This window comes from Streptomyces adustus, assembly GCF_009377175.1.
Lineage (GTDB): Bacteria > Actinomycetota > Actinomycetes > Streptomycetales > Streptomycetaceae > Streptomyces > Streptomyces adustus.
This window is the reverse complement of record NZ_VJZD01000140.1, coordinates 1-24627: the sequence shown is the minus strand read 5'-3', so window position 1 is coordinate 24627 and position 24627 is coordinate 1. Positions and strand designations below refer to the sequence as shown.

At 69.9% G+C, this 24627-nt stretch carries 21 protein-coding genes and 3 pseudogenes; 12 read left to right on the top strand and 12 right to left on the bottom strand.

The window, feature by feature from the left end; genetic code table 11:
* Both FNH09_RS28590 and FNH09_RS28585 read left to right on the top strand, forming a co-directional pair.
* The coding region (locus FNH09_RS28590; RefSeq protein ID WP_238427161.1) for a rhodanese-like domain-containing protein at positions 1-569 on the top strand (569 nt) is incomplete at its 5' end.
* 115 nt (positions 570-684) lie between these two features.
* A complete protein-coding gene (locus FNH09_RS28585) occupies positions 685-2442 on the top strand; it encodes an ABC transporter transmembrane domain-containing protein (RefSeq protein WP_162469239.1) in 1758 nt (585 codons plus the stop codon).
* Positions 2443-2700: 258 nt separating this feature from the next.
* Here FNH09_RS28585 and FNH09_RS28580 read toward each other — a convergent pair whose 3' ends face one another.
* Positions 2701-2994, bottom strand: coding sequence for a hypothetical protein (locus tag FNH09_RS28580; RefSeq protein WP_152892796.1), 294 nt, complete (start codon positions 2992-2994; stop codon positions 2701-2703).
* 171 nt (positions 2995-3165) lie between these two features.
* Between FNH09_RS28580 and FNH09_RS28575 the strand changes: the two genes are divergently transcribed.
* Positions 3166-3531, top strand: coding sequence for a nuclear transport factor 2 family protein (locus tag FNH09_RS28575; protein ID WP_152892795.1), 366 nt, complete (start codon positions 3166-3168; stop codon positions 3529-3531).
* Positions 3532-3579: 48 nt separating this feature from the next.
* Here the strand turns inward: FNH09_RS28575 and FNH09_RS28570 are convergent, their stop codons facing one another.
* Positions 3580-4095, bottom strand: a complete 516-nt coding sequence (locus tag FNH09_RS28570; protein ID WP_152892794.1) for a MarR family winged helix-turn-helix transcriptional regulator — start codon at positions 4093-4095, stop codon at positions 3580-3582.
* A 60-nt stretch (positions 4096-4155) separates the two neighbouring features.
* Here FNH09_RS28570 and FNH09_RS28565 point away from each other — a divergent pair, with 60 nt between their 5' ends.
* Positions 4156-4998 (top strand): hypothetical protein, encoded by an 843-nt coding sequence (locus FNH09_RS28565; protein ID WP_152892793.1) that lies wholly within the window; start codon positions 4156-4158, stop codon positions 4996-4998.
* A 22-nt stretch (positions 4999-5020) separates the two neighbouring features.
* Here FNH09_RS28565 and FNH09_RS28560 read toward each other — a convergent pair whose 3' ends face one another.
* Positions 5021-6979 (bottom strand): ricin-type beta-trefoil lectin domain protein, encoded by a 1959-nt coding sequence (locus FNH09_RS28560; protein ID WP_152892792.1) that lies wholly within the window; start codon positions 6977-6979, stop codon positions 5021-5023.
* 754 nt (positions 6980-7733) lie between these two features.
* On the opposite strand from FNH09_RS28560, the gene FNH09_RS46805 reads away from it, so the two are divergent.
* Together FNH09_RS46805 and FNH09_RS50265 are read left to right on the top strand one after the other, a co-directional pair.
* Complete coding sequence (locus FNH09_RS46805) at positions 7734-7892, top strand: hypothetical protein (RefSeq protein WP_156110841.1); 159 nt, start codon at positions 7734-7736, stop codon at positions 7890-7892.
* Between the two features lie 27 nt (positions 7893-7919).
* Positions 7920-8180: pseudogene (locus FNH09_RS50265) on the top strand (LppP/LprE family lipoprotein); the annotation flags it as partial.
* A 380-nt stretch (positions 8181-8560) separates the two neighbouring features.
* Here FNH09_RS50265 and FNH09_RS28550 read toward each other — a convergent pair.
* A pseudogene (locus tag FNH09_RS28550) lies at positions 8561-9720 on the bottom strand (IS3 family transposase).
* A 120-nt stretch (positions 9721-9840) separates the two neighbouring features.
* On the opposite strand from FNH09_RS28550, the gene FNH09_RS28545 reads away from it, so the two are divergent.
* From FNH09_RS28545 to FNH09_RS28535, 3 genes are all read left to right on the top strand, one after another.
* On the top strand, positions 9841-10449 hold the full coding sequence (locus tag FNH09_RS28545; protein WP_238427160.1) for an Imm21 family immunity protein: 609 nt from the start codon (positions 9841-9843) through the stop codon (positions 10447-10449).
* Between the two features lie 45 nt (positions 10450-10494).
* Positions 10495-11037: a DUF4231 domain-containing protein gene (locus FNH09_RS28540; protein WP_152892791.1), complete on the top strand. Its 543-nt coding sequence runs from the start codon at positions 10495-10497 to the stop codon at positions 11035-11037.
* A 230-nt stretch (positions 11038-11267) separates the two neighbouring features.
* Positions 11268-11465, top strand: coding sequence for a hypothetical protein (locus tag FNH09_RS28535; RefSeq protein ID WP_152892790.1), 198 nt, complete (start codon positions 11268-11270; stop codon positions 11463-11465).
* Positions 11466-11613: 148 nt separating this feature from the next.
* Here the strand turns inward: FNH09_RS28535 and FNH09_RS28530 are convergent, their stop codons facing one another.
* Entirely contained in the window at positions 11614-12228 is a 615-nt protein-coding gene (locus FNH09_RS28530; protein ID WP_152892789.1) for a hypothetical protein, read from the bottom strand.
* A gap of 653 nt (positions 12229-12881) precedes the next feature.
* Positions 12882-13862, bottom strand: coding sequence for a GlxA family transcriptional regulator (locus FNH09_RS28525; RefSeq protein ID WP_152892788.1), 981 nt, complete (start codon positions 13860-13862; stop codon positions 12882-12884).
* A 128-nt stretch (positions 13863-13990) separates the two neighbouring features.
* On the opposite strand from FNH09_RS28525, the gene FNH09_RS28520 reads away from it, so the two are divergent.
* The gene (locus tag FNH09_RS28520; RefSeq protein ID WP_152892787.1) at positions 13991-14956 is read left to right on the top strand and encodes an NADP-dependent oxidoreductase; all 966 of its coding nucleotides are present in this window, start codon (positions 13991-13993) and stop codon (positions 14954-14956) included.
* A gap of 43 nt (positions 14957-14999) precedes the next feature.
* Here the strand turns inward: FNH09_RS28520 and FNH09_RS28515 are convergent, their stop codons facing one another.
* Complete coding sequence (locus FNH09_RS28515; RefSeq protein WP_162469238.1) at positions 15000-15767, bottom strand: SDR family NAD(P)-dependent oxidoreductase; 768 nt, start codon at positions 15765-15767, stop codon at positions 15000-15002.
* 187 nt (positions 15768-15954) lie between these two features.
* On the opposite strand from FNH09_RS28515, the gene FNH09_RS28510 reads away from it, so the two are divergent.
* Positions 15955-16827 carry a helix-turn-helix transcriptional regulator gene (locus FNH09_RS28510; RefSeq protein WP_152892786.1) on the top strand — a complete coding sequence of 291 codons (873 nt, stop codon included), beginning with the start codon at positions 15955-15957 and terminating at the stop codon, positions 16825-16827.
* 293 nt (positions 16828-17120) lie between these two features.
* Here the strand turns inward: FNH09_RS28510 and FNH09_RS48935 are convergent, their stop codons facing one another.
* Both FNH09_RS48935 and FNH09_RS28500 read right to left on the bottom strand, forming a co-directional pair.
* The gene (locus FNH09_RS48935; RefSeq protein ID WP_238427159.1) at positions 17121-17474 is read right to left on the bottom strand and encodes a DUF6193 family natural product biosynthesis protein; all 354 of its coding nucleotides are present in this window, start codon (positions 17472-17474) and stop codon (positions 17121-17123) included.
* Positions 17458-17592: pseudogene (locus tag FNH09_RS28500) on the bottom strand (transposase family protein); the annotation flags it as partial. The gene FNH09_RS48935 and the pseudogene FNH09_RS28500, both read right to left, overlap by 17 nt.
* 452 nt (positions 17593-18044) lie before the next feature.
* On the opposite strand from FNH09_RS28500, the gene FNH09_RS28495 reads away from it, so the two are divergent.
* The gene (locus FNH09_RS28495; protein WP_152892785.1) at positions 18045-18329 is read left to right on the top strand and encodes a hypothetical protein; all 285 of its coding nucleotides are present in this window, start codon (positions 18045-18047) and stop codon (positions 18327-18329) included.
* Between the two features lie 246 nt (positions 18330-18575).
* Here FNH09_RS28495 and FNH09_RS49905 read toward each other — a convergent pair whose 3' ends face one another.
* The 3 genes from FNH09_RS49905 to FNH09_RS28480 form a co-directional block, all read right to left on the bottom strand.
* On the bottom strand, positions 18576-21671 hold the full coding sequence (locus tag FNH09_RS49905) for an FG-GAP-like repeat-containing protein (RefSeq protein WP_152892784.1): 3096 nt from the start codon (positions 21669-21671) through the stop codon (positions 18576-18578).
* A gap of 359 nt (positions 21672-22030) precedes the next feature.
* Positions 22031-22453 (bottom strand): hypothetical protein, encoded by a 423-nt coding sequence (locus FNH09_RS28485; protein ID WP_152892783.1) that lies wholly within the window; start codon positions 22451-22453, stop codon positions 22031-22033.
* A gap of 176 nt (positions 22454-22629) precedes the next feature.
* The gene (locus FNH09_RS28480; RefSeq protein WP_152892782.1) at positions 22630-24492 is read right to left on the bottom strand and encodes a cellulase family glycosylhydrolase; all 1863 of its coding nucleotides are present in this window, start codon (positions 24490-24492) and stop codon (positions 22630-22632) included.
* Between the last annotated feature and the right edge of the window lie 135 nt (positions 24493-24627).

Below are 24627 nucleotides of genomic sequence, written 5' to 3'. Positions count from 1 at the left end.
CCACTCCCCCCGCGCCCTCCGCCCTCGACACGAGCGAGGCCCACGCCCGGCTGGCCGCGCTGACCGTCGTCGACGTACGCACGCCCGGCGAGTACGCCTCCGGCCACCTGCCCGGCGCCCACAACATCCCGCTGGACCGGATCGGGCACGCCGTCCCCACGCTGCGCGAGGTCCGCGGCGAACTGCTCGTGGTCTGCGCCTCCGGGCAACGCTCCGAGAGCGCCCGCCAGGTCCTGGCCGGGCACGGCGTCCACGCCCTGTCCCTGACCGGCGGCACCCAGGGCTGGGTGCGGGCCGGCCACGAGGTGCACCGCCCGGCGGGCACCCGCACCGGCTGGGCGATGGAACGGCAGGTCCGCCTCACCGCGGGCACCCTGGTGCTGGCCGGGCTGGGCCTCGGACTCCTGCATCCCGCCTGGCAGTTGATCTCCGCGGGCGTGGCGGGCGGGCTGGTGTACTCGGCGCTCACCGACACCTGCGGCATGGCCGCCCTGCTGTCCAAGCTGCCGTACAACCGGCCGCGCGGCCCGGAACTGGAAGCCACCCTGGCCGCGTTGACACAGCGTTGACCGTCGGCGGCTCTCCCGTGCCCCGGACCCGGTCCGGGAGCCGCACGGGCTCCCGCCGCCGTTGCGCAAGTCGGCGGTACAGCAGGGAAGTCCGGCCCGACCGGTGAGGAGCACCGTGACCACCGCACAGACGCAGCCCGGCCCGCCCCCGTGGCGGCTGTTGCTGGGATACGTACGCCCGCACCGCTGGGCCCTGGCGGCCGGGGCCGTGCTGTCCCTGGTCACCGGCGCCACCGGGCTGCTGCTGCCGCTGGTGGCGCGCGGGCTGATCGACGACCTGGCGCACGACCGGGCGATCACCGGGGCGCTGCTGGCGATGGCGGGCCTGGTCGTCACCAACGCGGCGGTGGGCGCGCTGGGTTCGTACGTCCTGCGGCGCACCGCCGAGTCGGTGGTGCTGGGGGCGCGGCGCTCGCTGGCGTCGTATCTGCTGCGGCTGCGGATCCCGGCCGTCGACCGCAGCGAGCCGGGCGATCTGATGGCCCGCGTCACCTCGGACACCACGCTGCTGCGCGAGGTCACCACCGACTCGCTGGTCGGGCTCGGCACCGGCGGGCTCACCCTCGTGGCGACGATCGTGCTGATGGGGCTGGTGGAGCCGGTGCTGCTGGCGGTCACCCTGGCCGTGATCCTCGGCGCGGGCCTGGTGCTGGGGCTGATCGTGCCGCGGATCAACCGGGCCAGCCGGCGCGCGCAGGACGCGGTCGGCGCGATGGGCGCCTCGCTGGAACGGGTGCTGGGCGCGCTGCGCACGGTGAAGGCGTCCGGCGCGGAGCAGCGGGAGGAGCAGACGCTGCACGCGGCGGCCCAGGAGTCCTGGCGGCAGAGCGTGCGGGCCGCCAAGTGGGCGGCGGCGGCAGGCAACACGGCCGGGCTGGCGATGCAGATCGCGTTCATCACGGTGCTCGCGGTGGGCGGGGCGCGGGTGGCGACGGGCGCCGTCGACATCGCCACGCTGGTGGCGTTCCTGCTGTACGTCTTCTATCTGATGTCGCCGATCCAGCAGGTCGTCGGCGCGATCACCCAGTACCAGACGGGGGCCGCGGCCCTCACCCGCATCCAGGAGGCGCTGCGGCTGCCCGCGGAGCCGCCCGCGCGTCCCGCCCCGCTGCCGTCCGCCGACGCCCCGCCCGCGTCGCTGGCGTTCGAGGACGTCCGCTTCCGGTACTCCGACGAACTGCCGTACGTGCACGAGGGGGTGACGTTCGCCGTGCCGGCCCGGGGCATGACGGCGTTCGTCGGCCCGTCGGGCGCGGGCAAGACCACCGTCTTCTCCCTCATCGAGCGGTTCTACGAGCCCGGTTCCGGGGTGATCACCCTGGACGGGCTGGACCTCGCGGAGTGGGAGCTGCCCCGGCTGCGGTCCGCGATCGGCTATGTCGAGCAGGACGCGCCGGTCCTGTCGGGCTCGCTCCGTGACAACCTGCTGCTGGGCAGCCCGGAGGCGGACGACACGGCGCTCGCGCACGTCCTGAAGACGACCCGGCTCGACGGCCTGGTCGCCCGGCTGCCCCAGGGGCTCGACACACTCGTCGGGCACCGCGGCACCCGGCTGTCCGGCGGCGAGCGTCAGCGGGTGGCGATCGCCCGGGCCCTGCTGCGGCGGCCCCGGCTGCTGCTCCTGGACGAGGCCACCTCGCAGCTGGACGCGGTGAACGAGGCGGCGCTGCGCGACACCGTCGCGGACGTAGCCCGGACGACGACCGTCCTCGTCGTGGCGCACCGGCTGTCGACGGTCACGATGGCCGACCGGATCGTGGTCATGGACGCCGGCCGGGTCCGCGCCGTCGGCACCCACCGCGACCTGGTGTCGGCCGACCCGCTGTACGCGGAGCTGGCGGCGACACAGTTCCTCGCGACCGCGGACGACTGATCCCGCGTGACGACCGACCCACATGGTGCAGGGCCACCCCGAGGGGCGGCCCTGTGTCGTACGACGGACGTCACCGTGCGACGGAGGTCACCGTGCGACGGTCGTCACCGTTCGACGGTCGTCACCGTTCGACGGTGATCACCGGCCGGTGCGGGAGGTCACCGGCCGGTGCGGGAGGTCACCGGCCGATGCGGGAGGTCACCGGCCGATGCGGGAGGTCACCGGCCGATGCGGGAGGTCACCGGCCGATGCGGGGGATCACTGGACGGCGGGCAGCAGTCCCGTCACCGGTGCCGCGAGGTCGGTGAGCTGGTGCAGCTGGCCGAGGTCGTTGAGCTTGCTCAGGCCGGACAGCTGGTCGCGGACCCCCGGGACCTTGCCCCGGTACTGCGCGGGGACGTCGCTCGCGGCCAGGGAGTCCAGCACCGCGATCGGGCTCAGCTTGCCGTCGGCCGGGGCGGTCGCCTCGGCGGCGCTCGCGAGCGGGGCGGCGAGACCGGTGACCCCGGCGGCGAGGCAGGCGGCGGCGACGATACGTCGAGTGGAGATCATGCCCGGGCAACGGCCCGGGCGGCGCGGCGGACACGGGCGCGGCCCCGTACTCACCCGTGAGGAGGAGCCTGCCGTCCCGCTTGCCGAGCCCGGCCGGGCGGGAGACGCTCGGAGGTGGGAGTGCCGTGGCCCGTCCGTCCGCCGGACCGCGGTCCTCGTGAGGAGGTCACCATGGGCAGTGCGGCAGGCTCCGCCTTCGACACCGACACCCTGCGTCAGGGCATCGAGGGAACCACGGCGGCTACCCTCCTTCGGCTCTACGCGGACGACGCCGAGATACGCGTCATCGACCGCAACTCCCAGCCGAGCCACCCGAAGATCCTGCGCGGCCGTGACGAGATCGGCGCGATGCTCGACGACGTCTACAGCCGCGACATGACGCACAAGCTGGAGAACTGCGTGATCCAGGGGGACAGCGCGGCCTTCAGCGAGTCCTGCGCGTACCCCGACGGAGTGCGCGTCCTCGCCGAGTCGATGATCACGCTGCGCGACGGCAAGATCAGCGAGCAGATCATGATCCAGGCATGGGACGAGTAGGCGGCAGAGCGGCGAGGGTCCAGGTCACCTCCAGGCTGACCTGGACTTTCACTGCTCGGGCGACGCTGGGGGCAGGCCGGTCTCGGCGGCCGCGACCAGTTTCCGCAGCAGGTCTGCGAGTGTCCGCTGCTCTGCTGCGCTCAGCGCTGCGAGCAGCGCGTGCTCGCCCTCGGCCTCCGACGCCGCGTGCGCTTCGAACGCGGCATGACCGGCCGCGGTGAGCCGGACGCGTACCCGGCGCCGGTCCTCCGACTCGTGTGTGCGGACGATCAGCCCGGCCTCCTCGACGGCCGCGAGCCGCGCCGAGAGCGCGCCCCGGGTCAGCCCGAGCTCGTCGGCCAGCCGCGAGGGGCTGCTCTCGTAGGGCGGCCCGAGCCTGCGCAGCTTCAGCAGGATCTTGAAGTGCCCGTACGGAAGTCCGTCCGCGTCCAGTACCTCACGCCGGGCCTGGGACGCGTGCCGGGCCAGGACCGCCAGCCGGACGAAGATCGCTTCCTTGACCGGGTCCATCCAGGCGAGTTCCTTCGACCACTCCGCCACATGACGGTCGACCGAGTCCTCCATCGTCTGCCTCCCACAGTGATTTTCTTGTGGATAGTTTTTCGAATAACTACCTTCCCTGCCATGACGATTGCCACGAGCACCGCGAGCCTGTCCGTACGGACCGATGAACTGTTGGACGCGGCACACGAGTTGGGACTGGCCGGGCGATGGGACAGGGCGCTGGCGCTGCTTGACGCGGCGACCGCCGACGCACCGGGAATCCGATCCCGAATCGCCCTGACGGCCGCTCATATCGCCCTGGAAAAAGACTGGTTCACCGGGGGCGACAGCGCACGGGAGCGGCTGGCGGTCGCGGAGCGGGAACTGCCCGACGGCGACTGGGACGTGGACTTCGCCCGGCTGCGGCACACCTACCGGCTGCTGCTCCTCGTCGACGGCGCCCCGCGCCTCGGCCCGGCCGGCAAGGACCCCGAGGCGCTCGGGACGCTGCGCCGACAGGCCGAGGCACTGCGCGACCGCGCCCCGGACGAGGGACGCCGCGGCTGGGCGGCCATGTACGCCGGACTCGTCGCGGACAACCACTTCGCGGACCGCGCCGCCGCGCCCGCCTGCTACGTGGCCGCGCTGGACGCCGCGGAGTCGGCCGACGACCCCCTGCTGGCCCGGGAGGCCCTGCGCCACCTCGGCGACCACGACCACGACGACGGCGACGACGGTCTCGCCCTGGAGCGCTGGCGCCGGGCGACCGCACTCGGCGCGGGCGCGGGCGCGGTGCCGGGCACGCTCTCGCAGCAGTTGCTGCTGGCGGTGCTGGCCCGGGACGCCGGGGACCGGGCCGGGGCCGCGGCCCTGGCGGCGGAGGTGGCCCGCTGGGCGGACGCCCTGGGGGCCACCTCGCTCGCGGCGCAGGCCCGGTCCTTCCTGGCCGGAGCCGACCCGACCGCCCCGCCGGACAGGCCCTAGTTCTGCGCTTCAGTTCTGCGCTTTAGTTCTGCGTCCACCGCTGATTGGCGCCGCCGTTGCAGGTCCACAGCACCATCCGGGTGCCGTCGGTGGTGCCCGCACCGTAGGCGTCCAGGCACAGGCCCGCGTTGACGTTGGTGAGGGTGCCGTCGCTGTTGACGTTCCACTTCTGGTTGTTCTGGCCGTTGCAGTCCCAGATGACGACCTTGGTGCCGTCGGTGGTGCCGAGGTTGTAGGCGTCGAGGCACTTGTCGCCGTACAGCACGAGTTCCTTGCGGGAGGTGTACGTCCAGGCCTGGTTGGGGCCGCCGTTGCAGGACCACAGCTCAGCCTGGGTGCCGTTGGTGATCGTGTTGTCGTAGACGTCGAGGCAGCGGCCGGACTGTCCACCGACCAGGAGCGTGCCGTTCGTGCCCGGCAGGGGGTGCACGGTGAGGTCGGCGAGCGTGGGGGCGCCGGAGAAGGCCAGGGTGTTCGAGGCGCCCTTGGACAGGGACACGGCGACGGAGACCGTGCCCTGGGCGGAACCCGTCGGCGGGAACGAGACCGTCGTCGCCGTCTGGCCGTTGACCTGGAGGGTCGCGGTACGGGCGGTGGCGGCGGTGTTGGTGTAGGCGACGTCGACGACGTCCAGGCCGGTGTGCGCGGCGCTCACGCCGGTGAAGCTCGACGTGCCGGTGTAGGTGGCGCCGGCCGCCTCGGTGCCGCCGGTGACGGTGAGCAGCACCGAGCCGCCGGCCGGGACGCTCGCGGTGTACCCGGTGGCGTAACTGCCGAGCCCGGTGCGCGACCACAGGTCGCGTACGGCGGCGGAGGCCGTGGTCAGGCCGAGGTCGGCCCAGCGCACGGTGATGTTCTGTGCGGCGGAGGTGCGGTTGAGCAGCACGACGGCGCGGTTGCCGGTGCCGGCCAGGACCTTGCCGTACACCTGCGCCCCCGTGGTGTCCTCGGCGACTTTGACGCCCTGGAGGCCGCGCGGGTCCTGGTCCACGGCGATGACCTCGGGGTTCTTCAGGACTGCGGCGGTCTCGGAGGTCATCGTCGCCAGGTTGTTGCCGGCCAGCAGGGGTGCGCCGGAGATCGCCCACAGGTTCATGTGGGTGCGGTTCTGGGCAGTGGTGAAGCCGTCCATGCCGACCATCAGCATGTCCGGGTCGTTGTAGTAGCCCGTGTGCTGGGCGCTGGGGTGCAGGGCCTGGTCGAAGTTGGACAGCAGGTTCGACATGGCGGGCCGGTCGCCCCAGTAGATGATGTCGGTGCTGGTCCGGTACATGGGGGCGAGGCCCGGGGCCCAGTTCCAGGGGTTCTGTTCGCCCCAGTTGCACAGGGAGAGGGTGAGCGGGCGGCCCGTCGCGGCGGTGGCCGCGGTGACCGCGGCGCTGATCGACCGGTACGTGCTCGGCGCGTCGAGCCCCTCGGCGTGACCGCCGCACCAGTCGACCTTCACGAAGTCGAAGCCCCAGGTGGAAAACTGGAGCATGTCCTGGGCGTAGTGGCCCTCGCTGCCGCTGCCGGGCGCGGCGGGGCGGCCGGTCGGGTAGTAGTAGCCGCAGCCGTCCTTGCCCGCGTCGGTGTAGATGCCGGCCTTCAGGCCCTTGCTGTGGATGTAGGCGGCGATGGCGCTCATCCCGCCGGGCCACTCCGTCTCGTCGACGGTGATGTTGCCCGCGCTGTCCCGGGTGCCCTGCCACCACCCTTCGTCGATGTTGATGTACTGGTATCCGGCCGCGGGGAGACCGGCCGCGACGAACGCGTCGACCTGCTGTTTGATCACCGCATAGTCGATCTGAGCGGCGAAGCTGTTCCAGGAGGCCCAGCCCATCGGGGCGGCGGCGACGGGGATCTGACGGCTGGTCGCGGCCCGTGCGGGACCGGGCTGGGCGAACAGGAGCGCGGCGGTCGCGGTCAGCGCCAGGACGAGAACCCGTAGGACGGCGTCCCGGCGACGCTGCGCGCGGCCCGTTCGGGGTGGGGGAAACATACGGCTCCTTCAACCGGAGACATCCCGACGGATTCGAGATATCGAACAAGGATCGGCTTTCCGAACACTTCGCGGCGCCGAACGTAGAGCCGCACGAGGGTGAAGTCAACGGTTGTGACGCCAGCCGCCAACTCGCCACCGCACAAGGGCTGTTCACCCAGGGAGGCCGAGCACAACAATGCAGATGTCATGATCGCGAACGCTTGGCGGTCCGGACGAAGGAGCGGCGATCGAGATACCCGGCACGCCGGGTGACCAGGACGAGAGCACACCCGCAACGGCCCGGCGCAGGACGCGCCGGCCCGTCGTCCTGGTGGTCATCATGCTGCTCGCGGCCGGGGTGGGCTTCTCCGCCACCCGCCGGAACCTGGCCGGGAAGCTGGTCCTCGGCAACACCACCACCAAGGCCGGTGGTTCGACCCACGCCGACGGACGGGGCGGGTCGGTCCGGACCCACCCGAGTTCGCCGTCCGCCGGAAAGTCCGCCGCTCCGGCACATACTCAACAGACGGAATGCCCCGCGGACTCGACTCTCCTGACCGCCGCACAAGCGGCTCAACACGGTCGGAGACCCCGCCCTGGGACTGAAGCAGTGCCGGCCCGGCCGGGACACCGCGGCGCTGGTCACCATGAGCTCCACGGATGCCATGGCCCACGGGGAACTGGTCGTCTTCCGGAACGAGAACGCCACCCCGACCGAAGCGGCCGCCCTGACACCGGCTCGACGACCGCCTTCTGGCACCGCCTGCGCCGGATGAACCCGCCGGCGGACCTGATCGGCTACGCCTGCGAGGGCAAGGTAGATCCCGAGCCCTTCGACAGGAACGCGGCGCTCAGGACGATGTCCGGACTCGGCCACCAGCCCGTGAAGCCGATCGGGGAACTGGGCGGACCGCTGCGCGCCGTCTGGTGAGTCGTCGACGACCGCGGCCACTTCGATCAGGCCTTCCTCTTCTACAGAAACCGCTGCCTCGGCGCCGCTCCGCTGTCGGGCATCGGTGGCATTCCGCAGCCCGGCGACCACTCGGTGACGCTCCAGGGGAACCTCCGCAACCCGACCGACCCCGAGTGCTGCCCGTCCGGCGGGTCCGTCGACTACGTCATCACCTGGACGGGCACCCAACTGACCTCGAACCCACCGCTCCCCACGGACTCCTGCCCCTCCCAGGAGGCCGGGCGCGCGACGGAAAGGGCGGACTGACACCCGACACCCCCACCGCGCCGCGGCCTACGGTCACGTCCTCCGAAGCCGTGTGCGCGGGTTCGAATCCTGCCGGGGGCACTTCGCATGAAGTGCGCAAAGACCCCGTCACCAGCGGAAACGCTGGGGATGGGGTCTTCGTGTTTGTGCAGGCGTATGCGGCTCAGAGCGGGCGTATGTCGGGGTCTGTGGACGAGGCGTGGACGGGATCTTGAGGCATCGCACCAGGTGAGCCCCGCAAATTCGCGGCAACAGAGGTGGCCGGCCGACTGGTCTCGACAGCGTGATCTACCACCGCCGCAACGAAGTGAACGGACTCGGGTCTGCTGCACGATCGGGTGACATGACCTGCCCCACGGTTTGGGTTCCAGCTGCGGTGGCTAACTGGCTGCGTGCATGGTGTCTTGTGCGGAGAGTAGTTCGTACTCGATGGGGGTGCGGTAGCCCAGTGCTGAATGTCGTCTCTGGCGGGTGTAGAAGATCTCGATGAACTCGAAGATCGCGTTGGCCAGTTCGACCCGGGTCTTCCAGCGCTTGCGGTTGAGCAACTCGATCTGCATCGAGGACCAGAACGCCTCCATCATCGCGTTGTCCAGGCCGTCCCCGACGGTGCCGAACGACGGCAGGAGGCCGGCGGAGCGGATCCGTTCCCCGAAGACCCAGGACGTGAACTGGGTGCCGTGATCAGCGTGAACGATCCCGCCCGGCTTGGGGCGGCGGTTGCGGATGGCCATGTCCAGCGCGTTGACCACGAGGGTGGAGTCCTGCCGTGAGTCGATGGACCAGCCCACGATCCTGCGGCTGAACGCATCCAGGACCGCCGCGCAGTAGACCCACCCTTCCCTGGTGCGGTGCTGCGTGATGTCGGTGACCCACAGCTCGTCGGCACGCAACCGATGGAACTTCCGGTTGACCAGGTCGTCGGCGGTGACGATGCCACGCAGCCGTTTGATGCGTATTGGCCCGGGCAGGCCGTGGATCCCGGCCTGTGTCATCAGCACCGACACGGTCCTGGTGCAGACTCGGATGCCCATGCCCAGGGTGAGCTCGGCGTGGATGCGGCGGTAGCCGTAGGTACCGCGGGAAGCGACGTGAACCTCTCGGATCAGCCCGGTCAGCCAGTCCCGCCGTAGCTGCCGTGGAGTGGTCGGGGCGCGCTTGTGCTTGTAGTAGTTCTGCCGGGCGACGCCAAGGACCCGGCAGCACCTGCCGACCGGTGCCCCGGCATCGACGAGTCGGTCGATCACCGGGTAGAGCCTTTTGGGGCCGGCTTCTCCTTGCCAAGGAACTTCGCCGTCTGCCGGACGATCGCCAGCTCGGTCTCCAGCTCATGGATCCGCCGGCGAGCGGCCCACAGCTCAGCAGACTCGCTCGACGGCGTTCCCGGTCGCCGCCCGTTGTCGATGTCGTCCTGCCGCAACCACTTCGACAACGTGACGGGATGGATGCCGAGCTCCACCGCCGTCTGTTTGGCCTGCTTGCCGGCTCGGACCAGCGCGATGGCACGCGCCCGGAACTCTGGAGGATAGGGACGAGGCATGACTGCCAGCCTTCCGTGAAGGGCTGTCAGTTAGCCACCAGAACTGGAACCTGAGAGGTGGGGCGGGTCAAACCCCCTGTCACCCGAACCTGCAGCAGACCCTGAAGGCAGACTGCGTGCATGAGTGACAGCGACAACACCAATCTGGACAGGCTCGACCTGACATGGGTGGAGTCCATGGGCGGCCCGCTGATCGTCGTTCCGGTGTCCGTGCTGCACCAGTGGAGCGGCTGCACCGAGGACGGCATCATCGTCGGTGGCACCGATCAGCCGGACGATTACGACCGGGCCTGCGCCGTCGAGGGGTCCGCCGAAGTGATCACCCTGGGTGACCTCGAGAAGACATCCGCGCTGGTGCTGGGAGACGAACCAGCTACGACCTGCTACCTACCCGAACAAAGGGTCTTCGTGCGATGGCTCGGCGCCAACTCCGAAGCAGAGCTGGTCGCCGCAGCCGGTGCCGTCCTGAGTGATGAGGCGACGCCATGGGAGGACTGTGGGGTCTGGGCGACCGACGGCCCGGCAGTTCTGATGGACTCAGCCGAGGCCGGCGAAGACCTCGGCGTGCCCTACCCGGATGGCAAGGGTCAGCCGGATGAAGCCCCGGTGCCCGTACCCGCAGGACGATGGAGAGTCCGCGCGTTCTACAAGACCGCCGGGTCCCCTTCGGTCGGTGTGGTCCAACTCCTGCCAACAACCGGTCCTTCCAAACTGGTGCCTCAGTGCTGAGCTGCTGGGTTGACTGCGGCGCTCTACCACCGATGTACTCCGCGCATGTCAGGAACGGATGACGGACAGTCACTCGAAGCTCACCCCGCTGTCTCCCGGCCTGTGACCGCGGCGCATGACTACGTGGAGGGAAGGCTGTCCCAGTACCAGAAGTGGTACGACAAGAAGGCCGTTAAGACGAAGGCCATGCATCTCCGGATGAGGACGGTATCCGTCGTGGGGGGAGCCTTGGTCCCTGTGTTAGTCAACCTTGACCTGTCATTCGCGAAACTCACCGCCACAGTACTGAGCTTGATCGTTGTCGGCTCGGTCTCCCTGGAGAGCGTGTACCGCTACCGCGAACAGTGGAAAAACTACAGGTCGACCGAACAGCTCCTTGGGCATGAGCGGGTCTACTTCGAAACCAAGGTGGGGCCCTACTCGGGTCTCTCGGAGAGCGAAGCATTCACGACCTTGGTCGCCCGTATAGAGAGCGCAATCGCCAGTGAGAACTCTGCAACCCTCAACGTGATGACCTTGGGCGGTCAGGTAAGCACCGACGTTCAAGCGCCGCACGGCATCCCAGGTGCCAGACGAGAGCTTCGGTAGTCCGGGTGTGCCACTCGCGTGCCAGAACAGGCGGGGACTCGCGGGGAAGCGCAGTCCCCCCGGGCACAGCCAGCAGACACCACCAAAGGTAAGAAGCCCGCAGGTCAGGCCGACTGCCACCCAACCTCGCTCCTAATGCGGTGCTCCCCCAAGCCAGCGCCATGGGCACATGGCGCTGCAAGCGGGCGGCTCCACGACGTCCCTTCGAGCTCTGCTCGTATCGTGCATGCATGCGCAATGAGCGGCACAACGAGCCACTGTCCAAAGCGGAGTTGGAGTTGTTCCTCCAGTATCTGCACCGGTTCGCCAATCACGATGTGGATCAGTTTGCCGACATGCAGGTGGGCGATCCTGAGTACCCCGTCTATGTGAGCTTCTCCAGGTCACCCGGGGAGGGATTCGACCCCGAGGTCTACCGGCGACCGTAGCGAACCGCGGGCCCTGTCGAATGCGTGTCGAGGGTCAGCCGATGGAGAGTCGGGGTGGGGGAGCAGTGCAGGTCAGAGGGGGTGCCCCGCGCGACGCGGCAGGCGCCTTCTAAGCACCTGCTCCAACTCTTGGGCACGGAGGCACGGGCTAGGCCGACCGTCGAGCGTCAGGCAGGGCAAGCGGCTCATGGTGATGCCAAAGCAGATGGCGGTCTCCGCGGCGCAGTTCTGCGTCTCCCCACTCAAGGCGCATGACCCCAGAACCCATGGCGCACGCGTAAGCCAGGAGCACCAGGCCGACATCCGGGTCGAGCTGCCCAAGGTCCTTGTGGAACTCCTGCTCTTGCAGCCCCTCAAGCCCGAGATCCAACTCCCCCTGCATGGGCTCGGGACCGTGGCGCCGAATTAGATCAGCTCGGAGGCCAACTGCACGACGGAGTCGCGCCACCGTGACCGGTACGTCCCGTTTGGCGTAGCGGATCGGATAGAGCACCTGTCCTGCCACAACCATCACCGTGCGCGCTTGCAAGCGCACCGCCGTGACACCTGGAAGATCAGCGAGCCCTGCTGCCAGTTCCTCGTATTGCGAAGCGTGAAGTCCGTGTCCGTACGCCTCCAGGGTCTGCGTACCTACGCCCCGATGGCCATCCCGAGCCCGCTCATGGGCCCTGCCGATGCACTCCGGGATCAGCTTCGCCAGCGGCACAGCCAGCTCGCCGAAAACGCTCCGCGACCATGACGAGCTTGCGCTCAGGTCCCCCATCTCGTTCCCCCTCGCACTCACGGCACCGTCAGAGGCAACTACCAAACTCCGACGGTGACGCACAGTTAGGCTCCCCACAAGGGCGCACAGCAGGCGCTCGCGACGGGAGCCTTCGACAATTCCGAAGTTGCGCCATCAACATCAGCCGTTCTGGACGTCTGCTGACGCTGCGCCAAAGCTGGTGAGCGCCTCGGTAGGAATTGCCGTCGTCTGGGCTATCCGTGGACAGATCCGCAGCAACTTGACTCGATAGTGCCGCTGACCAGCACGATCCCCACGAGGCGAAGGAGCCTCGGGAGCCGTCTTCTGCCTGCTACGCACCATCTGCGATACAGGAGGGTGCTGCACGCCTTCGCGATCAATGAACCTGCTGTTCAGAGCGGTTCGCAAGCCGAACTCTGATTGTGCTCCGAAGCCGTGTGCGCGGGTTCGAATCCCGCCGGGGGCATCAGTTCAGCAGGGGACCGCCTACCAATTTTGGTAGGCGGTCCCCTGCTGACGTCCAGATCTGACATCAACGGCGACGGTCACTGACGGCCGGGGCGCCTCCTGAGCAGGCGGTCCATGTGGCTCATGGCCTCGCGCTGTGCGGGTCACTTAAAGCCGTTGGGCGATTGATGGGGTGTTGTCGCGGTCATGGCCCGGCTGGGTGGTCACCGTCCCGTCATGGGCTCCGGTGCGTTGTGGGCGCGACGGTAGGCCAGTGGGGACAGGCCCAGGTGTGTGTGGAAGTGCTTGCGCAATGCGACGGGGTCACCGAAGCCGCAGGCGGTGGCGATCCGCGCGACGGTGAGGTCGGTGGACTCCAGCAGCAGGCGCGCGTGGGCCAGCCGCCGCTGCGCCAGCCACTTCAGCGGGCTGCTGCCCACCTCGCTGCGGAACCGCCGGGTAAAGGTGCGCACGCTCATGTGCGCGTGCCGGGCCATGTCCTCCAGTGTGATCGGCTCGGCAAGCCGGTCCAGCGCCCACTGCCGGGTCGCCGAAGTGGAACGGTCGGTGTCCTGCGGAACCGGGTGCTCGATGAACTGCGCCTGCCCGCCCTCGCGCCACGGCGCCACCACGCAGCGGCGCGCGGCGGCCGAGGCCACCGCCGCCCCGTGGTCCAGACGGACCAGGTGCAGGCACAAGTCGATGCCGGCTGCTCCGCCGGCGGACGTCAGGATGCGTCCGCTGTCGACGAACAGGACGTCCGGATCGACGTCGACGTCGGGGAACAGCCGCGCCAGCGCGTCACACAGCGCCCAGTGCGTGGTGGCCCGCCGACCGTCCAGCAGACCGGCCGCCGCGAGCAGGAAGGCCGACGTGCACAGGCTGACGATGCGGGTCCCCGGCCCGATCCGGTCCAGCGCCGCAGCGAGTTCCTCGGGGAGCGTGCCGGTCGCGAGCAGGCGCTCGCTGGGCTCCTGCGTGGCCAGAACGACCGTGTCCGCGCTCTCCAGCGCCGACTCGTCGTGGTCGACGACGATCCGGTAGTCCTCGTGCGTGCGTACCGGCCTGCCGCCGAGGGAGCAGGTGACAACGGAGTACAGACGGGTCCCGTCCGGTTCACAGGCCTCATTGAACACCCGGGCCGGGATGCCCAGGTCCAGCGGCAGGACTCCGTCGAGGGCGAGAACGGCAACACGGTGCGGCATGGCCGGAATGGTACGACAGGTGGCCCTCCGGCCACTCACTCGACTCCGCGAGCACACGCCACTGTTTCTTTTGCCGGGACCGCGGTCCCGGCAAAAGAAACAGTGGGACGGACATGAGCGAGGACAAAATGAGTGAGCACACCATGCGGGCTGTCACCGTCACGGAGTTCGGCGGACCCCAGGTGCTGACCGCCGAGGAGGTCGCGCGCCCCGAGCCGCTGCCGACCGAGGTGCTGGTGCGCGTGCACGCCGCCGGCGTCAACCCGGTGGACTGGAAGACCCGCGAAGGTCAGGGCATGGCGGGACTGCAGACGTTCCCGCTGATCCTGGGCTGGGACGTCTCCGGTGTCGTCGAGGAGGTCGGCTTCGGCGTCACCACGCTCGCGCCCGGCGACGAGGTGTACGGCATGCCGTGGTTCCCGCGCGCCGCCGGCGGCTACGCCGAGTACGTGACCGCCCCGGCCCGCCAGTGGGCCCGCAAGCCGGCCACCCTGGACCACGTGCACGCGGCCGCCGTGCCGCTGGCGGCGCTGACCGCCTGGCAGACCGTGGTCGACACCGCCCACGTGCAGGCCGGCCAGCGCGTCCTGATCACGGCCGCCGCCGGCGGGGTGGGCCACTTCGCGGTCCAGTTCGCGCGCCACCTGGGCGCCCACGTGATCGCCACCGCCAGCGCCGCACGCCACCCCTGGCTCAAGGAGCTCGGCGCCGACGAGACCATCGACTACACCACCACCCGCTTCGAGGACGCCACCCAGGACATCGACGTCGTCATCGACCTGGTCGGCGACGCCACCGACCGGACCAGCACCCGCTCGCTCAAGGTCCTGCGCCCGGGCGGCCTGCTGGTCGCCGTCCCGGCCGGTGTCTCCCCGGAACTGGCCGCGGCCGCCGAGGCGGCAGGCGTGCGGGTCACCCCGTACCTGGTCGAGCCGGACGGCACGGGGCTGACCACGATCGCAAGCCTGATCGACGCCGGCGAGGTCACTGTCGAGGTGGAGGAAACCTTCCCGCTGGAGCAGGCCGGCGCGGCCCACGCCCGCGTCGAGGCCGGCCGCACCCGCGGCAAGGTCGTCCTCACCGTCGCCGACTGACCACCCGGCCTCACCCCTGCGATGACCGGCGCGATCCTGCTGTTCAGCGCTGTCCCTGCCGGCCCGGGAGCATCGAGAGGGCCTGCGAGCGCTGAGCCACCAGTTCGTCGTAGGTGCCGTCGCGCTCGGCCCACCGGTGCATCAGGACGCGATCGACGAGGATCTCGCGCGGAGTGGGCTCGGTCCCCAGCAGGTCCATCACCTCGGTGGCGAAGTCGTCGAGCGGCAGCGCGTGCGGGTTCACCTTCTCCTGTCCCGCCGTGGCGACGGCCGGGGGGACGAGCTCGACGACGCCGACACCGGTGCCGTCCAGCTGCGCGCGCAGTGCCTCGGCGTAGGCGTGCACCGCGGCCTTCGACGCGGCGTAGCTGGGCATGGGCGGGAAGGGCAGGAAGGCGATGCCGGAGGTGACGGTGACGAAGGTGCCGGCGCCCCGTCGGACCAGGTGGGGGGTGAAGGCGTCGATGACCCGGACGGTGCCGAGCAGGTTGGTGTCGATCGTCTTTGCCGCCACCTCGAAGTGCGCGGGGTCGCGCAGGTCCTCCAGGAGCATGACGCCCGACATGGTCACCACGGTGTCCAGTTCCGGGTACCGGGCGAGCACGGCGTCACGGGCGGATGCGACGGAGGCACTGTCGGTGACGTCGATACCGAACGTGCCGAAGCCTTCTTCGGCGAGTTCCGAGAGTGCCTCCGGGCTGCGGCCGCCGACAGCCACGGTGCTGCCCGCCGCGGCGAACCGGCGGGCCAACTCCCGGCCGATACCCGAGGTTCCGCCGACGATGAGAACGGTGCGGTTGGAGAGATCCACGAGATCTTCCCTTCAGTGCAAAGCGCCGACGGCGTTCAGGCCCGGCGCAGACAGTGATGGTCGCCGTCTCTTTCGAAACGGTGCCATCGCAGTCTTGACGGCGTTCGCCGGGTGTGGCAGGGCCCCCGTCTTCCCTGGTCCTGACAGGGCCCCCTCTGAGATACACGCACCGCATTACGGTGTCGGTATGAAGGATGAGGAATCGGGCAACCGGCTCGGCAGTTATCTACGTGCCCGGCGTGAGCTGGTCTCCCCGGAGCAGGCAGGACTCCCGCCCGGCGGCAACCGCCGGGTGCCGGGACTGCGCCGTGAGGAAGTCGCCCTGCTCGCCGGGATCAGTCCTGACTACTACCTGCGCCTGGAACGGGGACGTGACAAGAATCCCTCGACCCAGGTCCTCGAATCACTCGCGCGCGTCCTGCGGCTCGACGACATCGAGCGGACGTATCTGCTCGGCCTCGCGGCGGCACGTCCCAGGACGCCACGCCGCAAGCGGCCCGAGCACGTACCGGCGCGGGTGCACGAGCTGCTCGCCCACCTTCAGATCCCCGCGTTCGTCGAAGGGCGCGCGTTCGACGTCCTGGCCTCCAACCCCATGGCCGTCGCACTCTCCCCCCGCCTGCGGCCCGGCCGGAACAGGCTGCGCTCTCTCCTCCTCGACCCCGAGGAACAGGCATTCCACCAGGACTGGACGAAGGCCACCGCGGATTTTGTCGCCGCCCTTCGTGCCACTGTCGGGGACGACACCGACGACCCCCGGTTCGTCGAGCTCGTCGGAGAACTCGCACTGTCCAGTCAGCGGTTCCGCACCCTGTGGGCGCGCCACGACGTCCGCAGTCTCGACGGAGGCACGACCACGGTCCACCACCCCGTCGTCGGTGAACTACGCCTCCACCGGGACAAACTCCCCATCGACGATGTCATCCTCGTCGTCTACTACCCCGACAAGGACAGCGACAGCGACGAGAAGCTGCGGCTCCTAGCCGCACTCTCACTCACCGAGTCCGCCGGCACGGCACACGGCGGACCGGCGAATGACCCACTTCCGAAGACACCCTGACGAGCAGCCACCGTCCCGGCGTCGCAACCAGAACGCCCACACCCTTCCACACCGGCAGCCGCACCGTGGTGACCGAAGCCGACGATGATCAATCGCCGGCCGCCGCTGCCTAGCGGGTGCGCTTGGTGCGGTCGTCGTACTCCTCGCGGGCGGTGATGACTTCCTCGATGTGCCGCACCGACCACTCCGTGAGCGCCTTCAGTGGTTCCCGCAGCGTCTGGCCGAGGGCGGTCGGTTGCGGCAGGGCGGAATACTCAAGGCTCTCTGTCGCATCGCTTGTCTATCAGCCCAGATCAGCCGCTCGGTGTCTGATCTTTGTCTTTCTGTGGATCCGGCTTCGTGGCTTCGTGCGAGGCGAGCTCTTCGGGGGTGCCCACGAAGGCAGGACCGCAGTCCGGCGGCAGGCGGTCGATCACCGTGGCGATGGCTTCCTGCACTGTGGCTACCTGTCCTACCCACTGGGATCGGAGTGGCCCGAGGACCCAATAGGTGCCTTCAATTCCGCCGTGCTCGGACGAGATGATCAGTTCATGGCCGGGCTCCTGCTCCCAACGCTCACCGGTGATCCTCCGTTCCGAGCCGCACCCGAAGCCATGCCTCCGTCCGCGGACGCGCCGGGGTTCTCCCGGATCTCTGCACGGGAGCAAGTCGGGCGGCTGACAACGGGCCCAGCTGCCGGATGGTGAGGTTCGTCCGGTAGTACACCGCCACCATCAGCACCCGCTCGGCCGGCGGCAGCGACCACGGCCGTCCCCGCAGCGTGCCGCACGAACGCGTCTCACTGCATGACTTCGAGATGCGGATGGTCGAACGACGTCGGGCAGACATAGATCCGCATGCGGCAGCCCATGCCGATCTTCACCATCGGCGCATCGTAAGGAGTGCGCAGCCCGATGGGACCTGATGCCCTGCTTTGAGCGTGGCGAGAGTTCTTTTCGCCGGACAGCTACGGGCCGTCGGCTTGATCAGGCAGCGTCTCTTTGTCGTGTAGCCACCTGGATGACGCCACGTGGGCAGATTTACGGCCGTGGCGCTGCGGGTGAGGGTGTGACACGATCCCGCAGATGAAGCGCCCTTCCGCGATCAGTGCCCTGGCCTGCGTGTTACTCCTTGCGGGGTGCAGTAGTAGCAGCAGTCCGACCGGCTCGGTGGTGGCACCGCCGTCGGCGTCGGCGCCTTCGGCAGCCATGCGTGCCTGGTATACGAAGAGCGGCCACATGGATGTCAACTTGCTCACCATGGACCTCGCGGATCTCACATCTGCCGGTGGCGGCGGGGACAGCGTACTGAACGACTGTCTCGGCACCGGCGAGGACGTGAAGGCTGTTCAGTCCCATGCGCCGATCCCCGACCCCGACTGGCAGGCCGCATGGGAGAGCGCGCTTACGGCTATACACAACGGCTACCAGGACTGTGCCGAGGGCTTCAGCGGCAAGGGCAAGGCGGAGATCGAGTCCGCGGCGGCGACCCTGACGGCAGTGACCAAAGAGTTTGGACCCTGATTGCTCCCTCCCCGAAGGAAGCGGGATTTCGTCCCGGGTCTGTGCAGGCAGCACAGTTTTCCTTCAGAGCTGGAACCCCGGGAAGTCGACCGCGCGCTTGAGACCATGGACGCAAGCACTGACAACGGACCTGCCGGCGGCGGACCACGACAGCGCCCCGGCCCGACTTGCTTCGGGCGTCGTGGTCACCCCCGGGCTCGCAGCTCCCGTCGGAGATGCGGGCCCGGAGGCTGTCGTCCCGGACCGTCAGTACAGCGCTTTGTAGCTTCCCCAGCCGGTGCCGATCTTGACGCGTGCGGCGAAGCCGCCCTTGCCGTTGCCCGCCCAGCGGTACAGGTTGCCCGCGGTGTCGCGGGTGAGGAGGTCGTTGCGCCCGTCCTGGGTCAGATCGCCGACACCGACCAGGGCGTTGTACGCATTGAAGCCCGAGGCGATCTTCACCCGCCCTCCGAAGCCGCCCTTTCCGTTGCCGTACCAGCGGTAGAGGTTCCCGGCCTTGTCCCGGCCGAGCAGGTCGCCGTTCCCGTCGCCGTTGAGGTCGCCCACTCCCACCAGCGCCGTGTAGCCGGACAGTCCGGTGGCGACGCGCACCCGGGACTTGAACGTGCCCTTGCCGGTGCCGGCGTAGAACCACAGGGCCCCGGCCTTGTCCCGGGCGAGGAGGTCGGCGCGGCCGTCGCGGTTGAGGTCCCCGGACGACGTCAGCACGTTGTACGCGTTCCAGCCCTTGCCGATGAGAGCGGACTTGTTGGTTCCCCGGGCGAAGTACACCTGGCCGATGCCCCAGTACGCGCGCAGTTCGCCGGTGGAGTTGCGGACCAGCATGTCGGCGTTCCCGTCACCGTTGAGGTCGCCGGCCGGCACCAGGGTGGAAGAGGTCGGCCAGTCCGCGGTGTAGCTGCGGTTGTAGAAGTACCCCTTGGGATGGCCCTCCCAGGAGTCGGTCCTGCCGTCCTTGCGGACCGCCACCAGGTCGGGGAACCCGTCGCAGTCGTAGACGTGGGTCGGCAGCACGCCGCACAGCACGTTCAGGTCGCCGCCGCCCGCCCGCACCGGCACGGTTCCACCGCCGTAGGTGACGGTCAGCTGCCAGGTGTAGACACCGCTCCGGGTGAGAGCGCCGTTCGACTCGCGGCCGTTCCACCCGGCCCGGATGCCGTTGATACCGCGTTCGGCCCCGCCCCGCAGCACGGCCACCCGGCGCCCGGTGGTCTTCTGGACGATGTCCATCTCCCAGGAGTCCACGGGGCGGCTCAGCAGCACCTCGGCCGTCCAGGTCGAGTAGTACGACGAGGTGGTCCGCGGCGCGACGGCGTCGGAGATGTACTGCTCGCCGACGACCGGGGCGGAGTCCGGTACGCCGTCCGCCGCCACGTGCACGCGGCGGTCGGCGTCCAGGTAGGCGACGTGGCCGCCGTACTTGTCCACGGTCCAGGTGATCCTGCGGTCGTCCGCGAGGCTTCCGGCCGGGAGGGCGGCGAAGGTGCGCTCCGCGAGGGGGCTGCCGGAGTGGAAGTCCGTCAGCTTGAGCTCGCCCGCCGCCCGGTCGTGCCGGACCACGTAGCCGTCGCCGAGCATGGCGGGGCCCGACGGCACCGCGAAGCCGCGGTTGTTCGTCAGGTCGTACACCCCGGCCTGCAGGTCGGCACCGCAGGACCAGTAGAGCCAGCGCCCCGTCGCCTGGAGCTCGGTGGGAACGCAGGCGGCACCGGTCCGCACGGTGCGGACGGGCTTGCCGGGAGTGGCGGCGTCCGAGGTCAACCGCTCCGCGGTCAGCGTGCCGGGGCTGCCGGGGGTCGCGCTCCACAGCGTGGAGTACCAGAGCGCCGCGGCCTGCACCGGGCGGCTGCGGATCACCTTGCTGTAGCCCGGGTCGACCAGGTACTGGGTCCTCGGGGATCCGCCGTCCACCACCACGTACGAGGAGGACGCGTCCCTGACCTCGCCCCCGCTGCCTGGCAACGGCACCAGCGCGTGCGAGGTGTAGGCGTCCACGCGGGTCTCCAGGTACGTGTGCCCGCCTGTCCCGGACAGGAAGGACAGCCCGTACCAGTTTCCGTCCACGAGCCGTACGCAGTCCTCACCCGTCGCGCAGCGCACGGTGGCAGAGGGCAGGCCCGCGGGCAGGGGTTTGGCCGCTCCCGCGACGGGGACCGGCCCGGTACCGACGTCCTGCTGGTGGATGGAGAGCTTCCCCTCGATGCCGTCCACCCGGCCCAGGGTGCCCCGGTACAGGTTCAGTCCCAGGACCTTGGCGCTCACCGGCGCCAGCGGCTGGACCACCTCGTGCGCCGGCTCCCCGGCGGGGCCTTCGGTGAAGCGGTGCACCGCCCAGTCGCCGGTGCCGGAGCCGCCGACCAGCAGGGCGCTCCCGTCAGCCGCCTGCGGTACGGCGTCCGATACGACCGCGATGTGGTCGAGTGCGGTGCTCGGCTCCCCGCCGTCGAGCGGTCGGGCCGTCAGCCGCCGGCCGAGGGTGGTGCCCGAGGTGGTGTCCGGGGCCGAGGTCAGGAGGGTGCCGCCGAGGAGGGCCACAGGGACCTCGTCGCCGGGGAGCGGGGACTCCTGCGTCGTGGAGGAGACGTCACCGCGGGGCAGCCAGCGCAGCCCGGTGTAGCCGTGCCCCCACCAGGCGACGCGGTCGGCGCTCAACAGGATGCGCAGGCCCTCGCCGCTCATCGCCTCGGGAAGAGGGGTGATCACGGCGGTCGTGGGGTCCAGCAGGCCGTAGCGGTACGCGCCGCCCTGCCGGAAGGAGATCACCGCGCCGTGGTCGTCCGTGGCGCCCTGTTGCAGGGAGAGACTGCTCAGCTGGCCGCCCGCGGGCAGGCCCGTGATGTCCAGCGGTTGCGCGGGGTCGGTGCCGGTGTCGAGGAGCACGCCCGCGGAGCTGGTGGTGCTGGTCGCGGACTCCAGGGCCAGTACCTTGCCGGCGACGGTCCCCCGGAACGTGTAGCCGGTCGGGAGTTGCGCTTCCCGGCGCTCACCGGTGTGCGGATCGAGCAGGGAGTACCAGCCGGTGCCCCGGGCCGGGCTCGGCGAGACGGCGAGCAGGTCGCCGCCGACGCCGACGGGACGTACGAACGCGTTGGCCGGCAGGGTCTGCAGGCCGGGAACTCGGGTCGAGGTGCCGCTCGCGAAGTCGGTCCAGGTGTAGCCGTCCCGGCCTTCCTGCTGGTGCAGGAAACCGGTGGTGCCCACCGCCAGCGGGGTGTCCGCACGGGGTGTGGCCCGATCGGCGGGCGGCGGTATCACGACCTCCTGGGACGAGTCCGCCGTGGTCGCCTCCTGCGCGGCCCGCGCGGGCGGTGCCCCCACGGCGAGCGGGACAGTCGTCCCCACGACCGCCAGAGCCGTGGCGGCCGCACGGGCGACGATGCCTGCTCCGCGTCTGTGGCGACGGTCTCCGTCCAGTGGATCGGTCGGCGTCCGGTTCGATGCCCCCACGTCTCCCCCTCGTTGATGTGGTGTTGCTGCCGCCCTGCGGCGCTCCTGCGGCGAGACATGCCGCTGTCCTGCGGGGCCGATGGCTGCGGCCGGTTGCCGTCGGCCACTCGCGGGGTAGACGCTAGTCGATCAACGAGACCCCGGTCCGCCCTGGTGGGATCACAATCAGACAACTGCATGACGCCCCGTCAGGCCCCGGCCGACACGGTGAATTCCCGGAACCGGCTGTTCGGCAGCGCGTAGCGCAGGGGACTTCAGATGTCGACGGGGTCGTACGTGCCCTCGCGGAACGTAATGATCTTCAGGTCCGTGCCGTACTCGTCACGTAGGTAGCCCCCGTAGCCCGGCCTGGCGACATGAGGAGCGATCAACGCCAGGAGATCGTCGAGCCAGAGGGTGAAGTCGTCGACCCAATAGCAGCGCGCGAAGAGCTCCCATTCGTACCGCTCCCCCGAAGTCGTGAACTCCTGCACCGTGCGCCGAAGGGACACGACGTCACCGCCGGGAAGACGGCTGTTGCTGTTCGGAACGAGCAGGGGGTACGGGGAGTTCTCAGGATCGAGGTCCTCCGGTTCCTCATCGTCCAGACCCAGGTGCCAACGCAGGGCCAGCAGGACGGAGGCAGGGATGTCATCGCGTAGGAAGCACGAGAAGACAGCTTCGAAGTGATCACTCATGGGGCGCATTGTGCCCGGCGGCACCGCACACAGAACCCGCGCAGGCGGGTGCGCAACCACTACCGGCACAGCACGCCATGCGCTGCGGCACGCGGAGGTGACCACGCGGCGGCAAGGGCCCACCGCCGCGCGGCTCTCCGGATCCGCGTGCAAGATCCGCGGGACTCGTCCGTGGGTCAGATTCGGCTCGCCCACGCCGTGAGTTCCGTGCGGGCCGCGGTGAGCAGGGCCGCTGAGGGGGACGTCGCCCCGTTGGTCACCAGGGCGTAGTGCAGGACGCCCGTGTCCGATGCGGTGAGAAGGAGGCGGCGGGTTCCGGTGCCGCCCGGTTCGGCGGCCACGGCGATCGGGGTGGTCTGGGTGTACGCGGGCGGGCCGTAGGCGGTGCCGAGGTCGGAGACGACCGTGGTGGACGCCGTCGGGAACGACGCCGGCAGGTGCAGCTCGGTCGGCGCCGAACCGCCCGTGGAGCGCCACACCAGCAGCCCGTACTGGCCGGAGCCGACCAGTTGCGCCACGTTGGGGAGCGAGGACGGTACCGGGTTCCAGGTCAGTGTGGTCGAGCCGTCGCGGGAGCGGTCCTCGTAGGTGAAGGCGACCGTCGTACCCGACGTGGCGCTCGGGTAGAGGCGGTCGAGGAGCCGGGCGTCCTGGCGCAGGACCGCCGCGCCGGAGTCGTCGAGGCGTACGGCGGACAGGTCCTCGTCGTTCCAGGCGTCGCCGGTGGTGAGCACCTTGCCGGAGTTACCGTTCATCAGCTCGTGATGACGGCCGCTGTAGAGGTCCCACTGCCACTGGGAGCCGGACAGCACCGGGCCCGAGACGGCTGGGCTCGACCACCAGCTCGCGCCTTTCACCCGGGAGTCGAGGGCCTGGTACATCGCCTTGAGGACGGTCGGCGCCTTGTCCGCCACCGTGCCCGACAGCGGATGGCCGAACTCGCTGACCACGGCCGTCGTACCGGCGGCCGCCGCCCGGTCGCGGACCGTGCCGAAGTCGGTCGTGTACTGCCCGTCGGCCGCCTTGCCCCACATCAGGATCCCGGAGATCGCCTTCTGGTCGTAGAAGTGGGTGTTGAAGACGTAGCGGGAGCCGAGCGTGCCCGCGTCGAGCAGGCCGCCGGTCTGTTTCTGGGAGTCGATGTTGGAGTTCCAGAAGAGGTTCGGCTCGACGAGGGCGGGTTTGTCCTGCCAGCCGGCCGCGTCCATGCGGGCGCGGAACTTCACGTAGAACGGCCACAGGACGTCCCGCTCCCAGGTGCGGCTGGTCTGCCCGGAGTCGTAGGTGCCCGCGTACGGCTCGTTGAAGGGGTCGAAGCCGGCGACTCCCGCGAACTCCTCGGCGTTCAGGTGCTGTCCGAGGTAGGTCATGGTCTGCTGGGCGGTGGCCAGGAAGGCGTCCTGGAGGCCGTAGGCGTTGTGCCAGAAGTCGTACGACGCGGCCTTGACCGCGCCGTTCTGGGTGATGTTCTGGCCCCAGAAGAGGCAGATCCCGCAGGACTCGTCCGGATAGGTGCCCGCGTCCACGGCCCACTTGGGGGCGCCGTCGCCGGTGTACCAGCTGTCCTCGTCGAAGAGGTAGCGGGAGTAGAGGTCCTGGTGGAAGTCGGGGTAGACGCGGATGCCCGCGTCGAGGAAGGCGCGCAGCTGGTCCGTCACCGCGGCCAGGTAGGCGCTGTCGACCTGGCCGCGGACCGGCTCGGCGTGCGCCCAGGAGAGCAGGAAGCGGACCGAGTTGCCGCCGCCGAGGGCGCGCAGCGCGGTCGCGGACTTCTTCGCGTCGGCGACCGAGGCGAAGGGGAGGCCGCCGTTCTCCTCCAGTTTGGTCTCGCCGGAGACGTTGTAGCCGCGCAGCACGACCTCGCGGCCGAGACTGTCGGTGAATCTGCCGTTCGACACGGTGAGGGCTGTGCCGTCGAACCAGAGGGAGTCGGGGACGGTGGTGGCGGCGGTGGCGGACGGGGAGCCCGCCACCGTCAGGAATCCGCAGAGGACAACCAGAACCACGAGCAGACGTGCCCGGATATTCGGCATGTTCATTACATTCCGAGGATGTCCTTTAACAGTCAACACCACTGACTCCGGAGTAAGTTCGCGCCTCGCCACCCCGACGGCTCTCGGCCACCGCCGCCGCGCCCGGCCCGGCCCGCCCCGACCGGCCCGCCCCGACCGGCC

Excerpts from the sequence above, each read along its gene's own strand:
- FNH09_RS28545 (WP_238427160.1), top strand. The coding sequence starts at position 9,841 with ATGAGTGACAGCGACAACACCAATCTGGACAGGCTCGACCTGACATGG.
- FNH09_RS28520 (WP_152892787.1), top strand. The coding sequence starts at position 13,991 with ATGAGTGAGCACACCATGCGGGCTGTCACCGTCACGGAGTTCGGCGGA.
- FNH09_RS28485 (WP_152892783.1), bottom strand. The coding sequence starts at position 22,453 with ATGAGTGATCACTTCGAAGCTGTCTTCTCGTGCTTCCTACGCGATGAC.
- FNH09_RS28480 (WP_152892782.1), bottom strand. The coding sequence starts at position 24,492 with ATGAACATGCCGAATATCCGGGCACGTCTGCTCGTGGTTCTGGTTGTC.
- FNH09_RS28560 (WP_152892792.1), bottom strand. The coding sequence starts at position 6,979 with ATGTTTCCCCCACCCCGAACGGGCCGCGCGCAGCGTCGCCGGGACGCC.
- FNH09_RS46805 (WP_156110841.1), top strand. The coding sequence starts at position 7,734 with ATGAACCCGCCGGCGGACCTGATCGGCTACGCCTGCGAGGGCAAGGTA.
- FNH09_RS28565 (WP_152892793.1), top strand. The coding sequence starts at position 4,156 with ATGACGATTGCCACGAGCACCGCGAGCCTGTCCGTACGGACCGATGAA.
- FNH09_RS28575 (WP_152892795.1), top strand. The coding sequence starts at position 3,166 with ATGGGCAGTGCGGCAGGCTCCGCCTTCGACACCGACACCCTGCGTCAG.
- FNH09_RS28570 (WP_152892794.1), bottom strand. The coding sequence starts at position 4,095 with ATGGAGGACTCGGTCGACCGTCATGTGGCGGAGTGGTCGAAGGAACTC.
- FNH09_RS28540 (WP_152892791.1), top strand. The coding sequence starts at position 10,495 with ATGTCAGGAACGGATGACGGACAGTCACTCGAAGCTCACCCCGCTGTC.
- FNH09_RS28510 (WP_152892786.1), top strand. The coding sequence starts at position 15,955 with ATGAAGGATGAGGAATCGGGCAACCGGCTCGGCAGTTATCTACGTGCC.
- FNH09_RS28495 (WP_152892785.1), top strand. The coding sequence starts at position 18,045 with ATGGATGTCAACTTGCTCACCATGGACCTCGCGGATCTCACATCTGCC.
- FNH09_RS28525 (WP_152892788.1), bottom strand. The coding sequence starts at position 13,862 with ATGCCGCACCGTGTTGCCGTTCTCGCCCTCGACGGAGTCCTGCCGCTG.
- FNH09_RS28580 (WP_152892796.1), bottom strand. The coding sequence starts at position 2,994 with ATGATCTCCACTCGACGTATCGTCGCCGCCGCCTGCCTCGCCGCCGGG.
- FNH09_RS28530 (WP_152892789.1), bottom strand. The coding sequence starts at position 12,228 with ATGGGGGACCTGAGCGCAAGCTCGTCATGGTCGCGGAGCGTTTTCGGC.
- FNH09_RS28535 (WP_152892790.1), top strand. The coding sequence starts at position 11,268 with ATGCGCAATGAGCGGCACAACGAGCCACTGTCCAAAGCGGAGTTGGAG.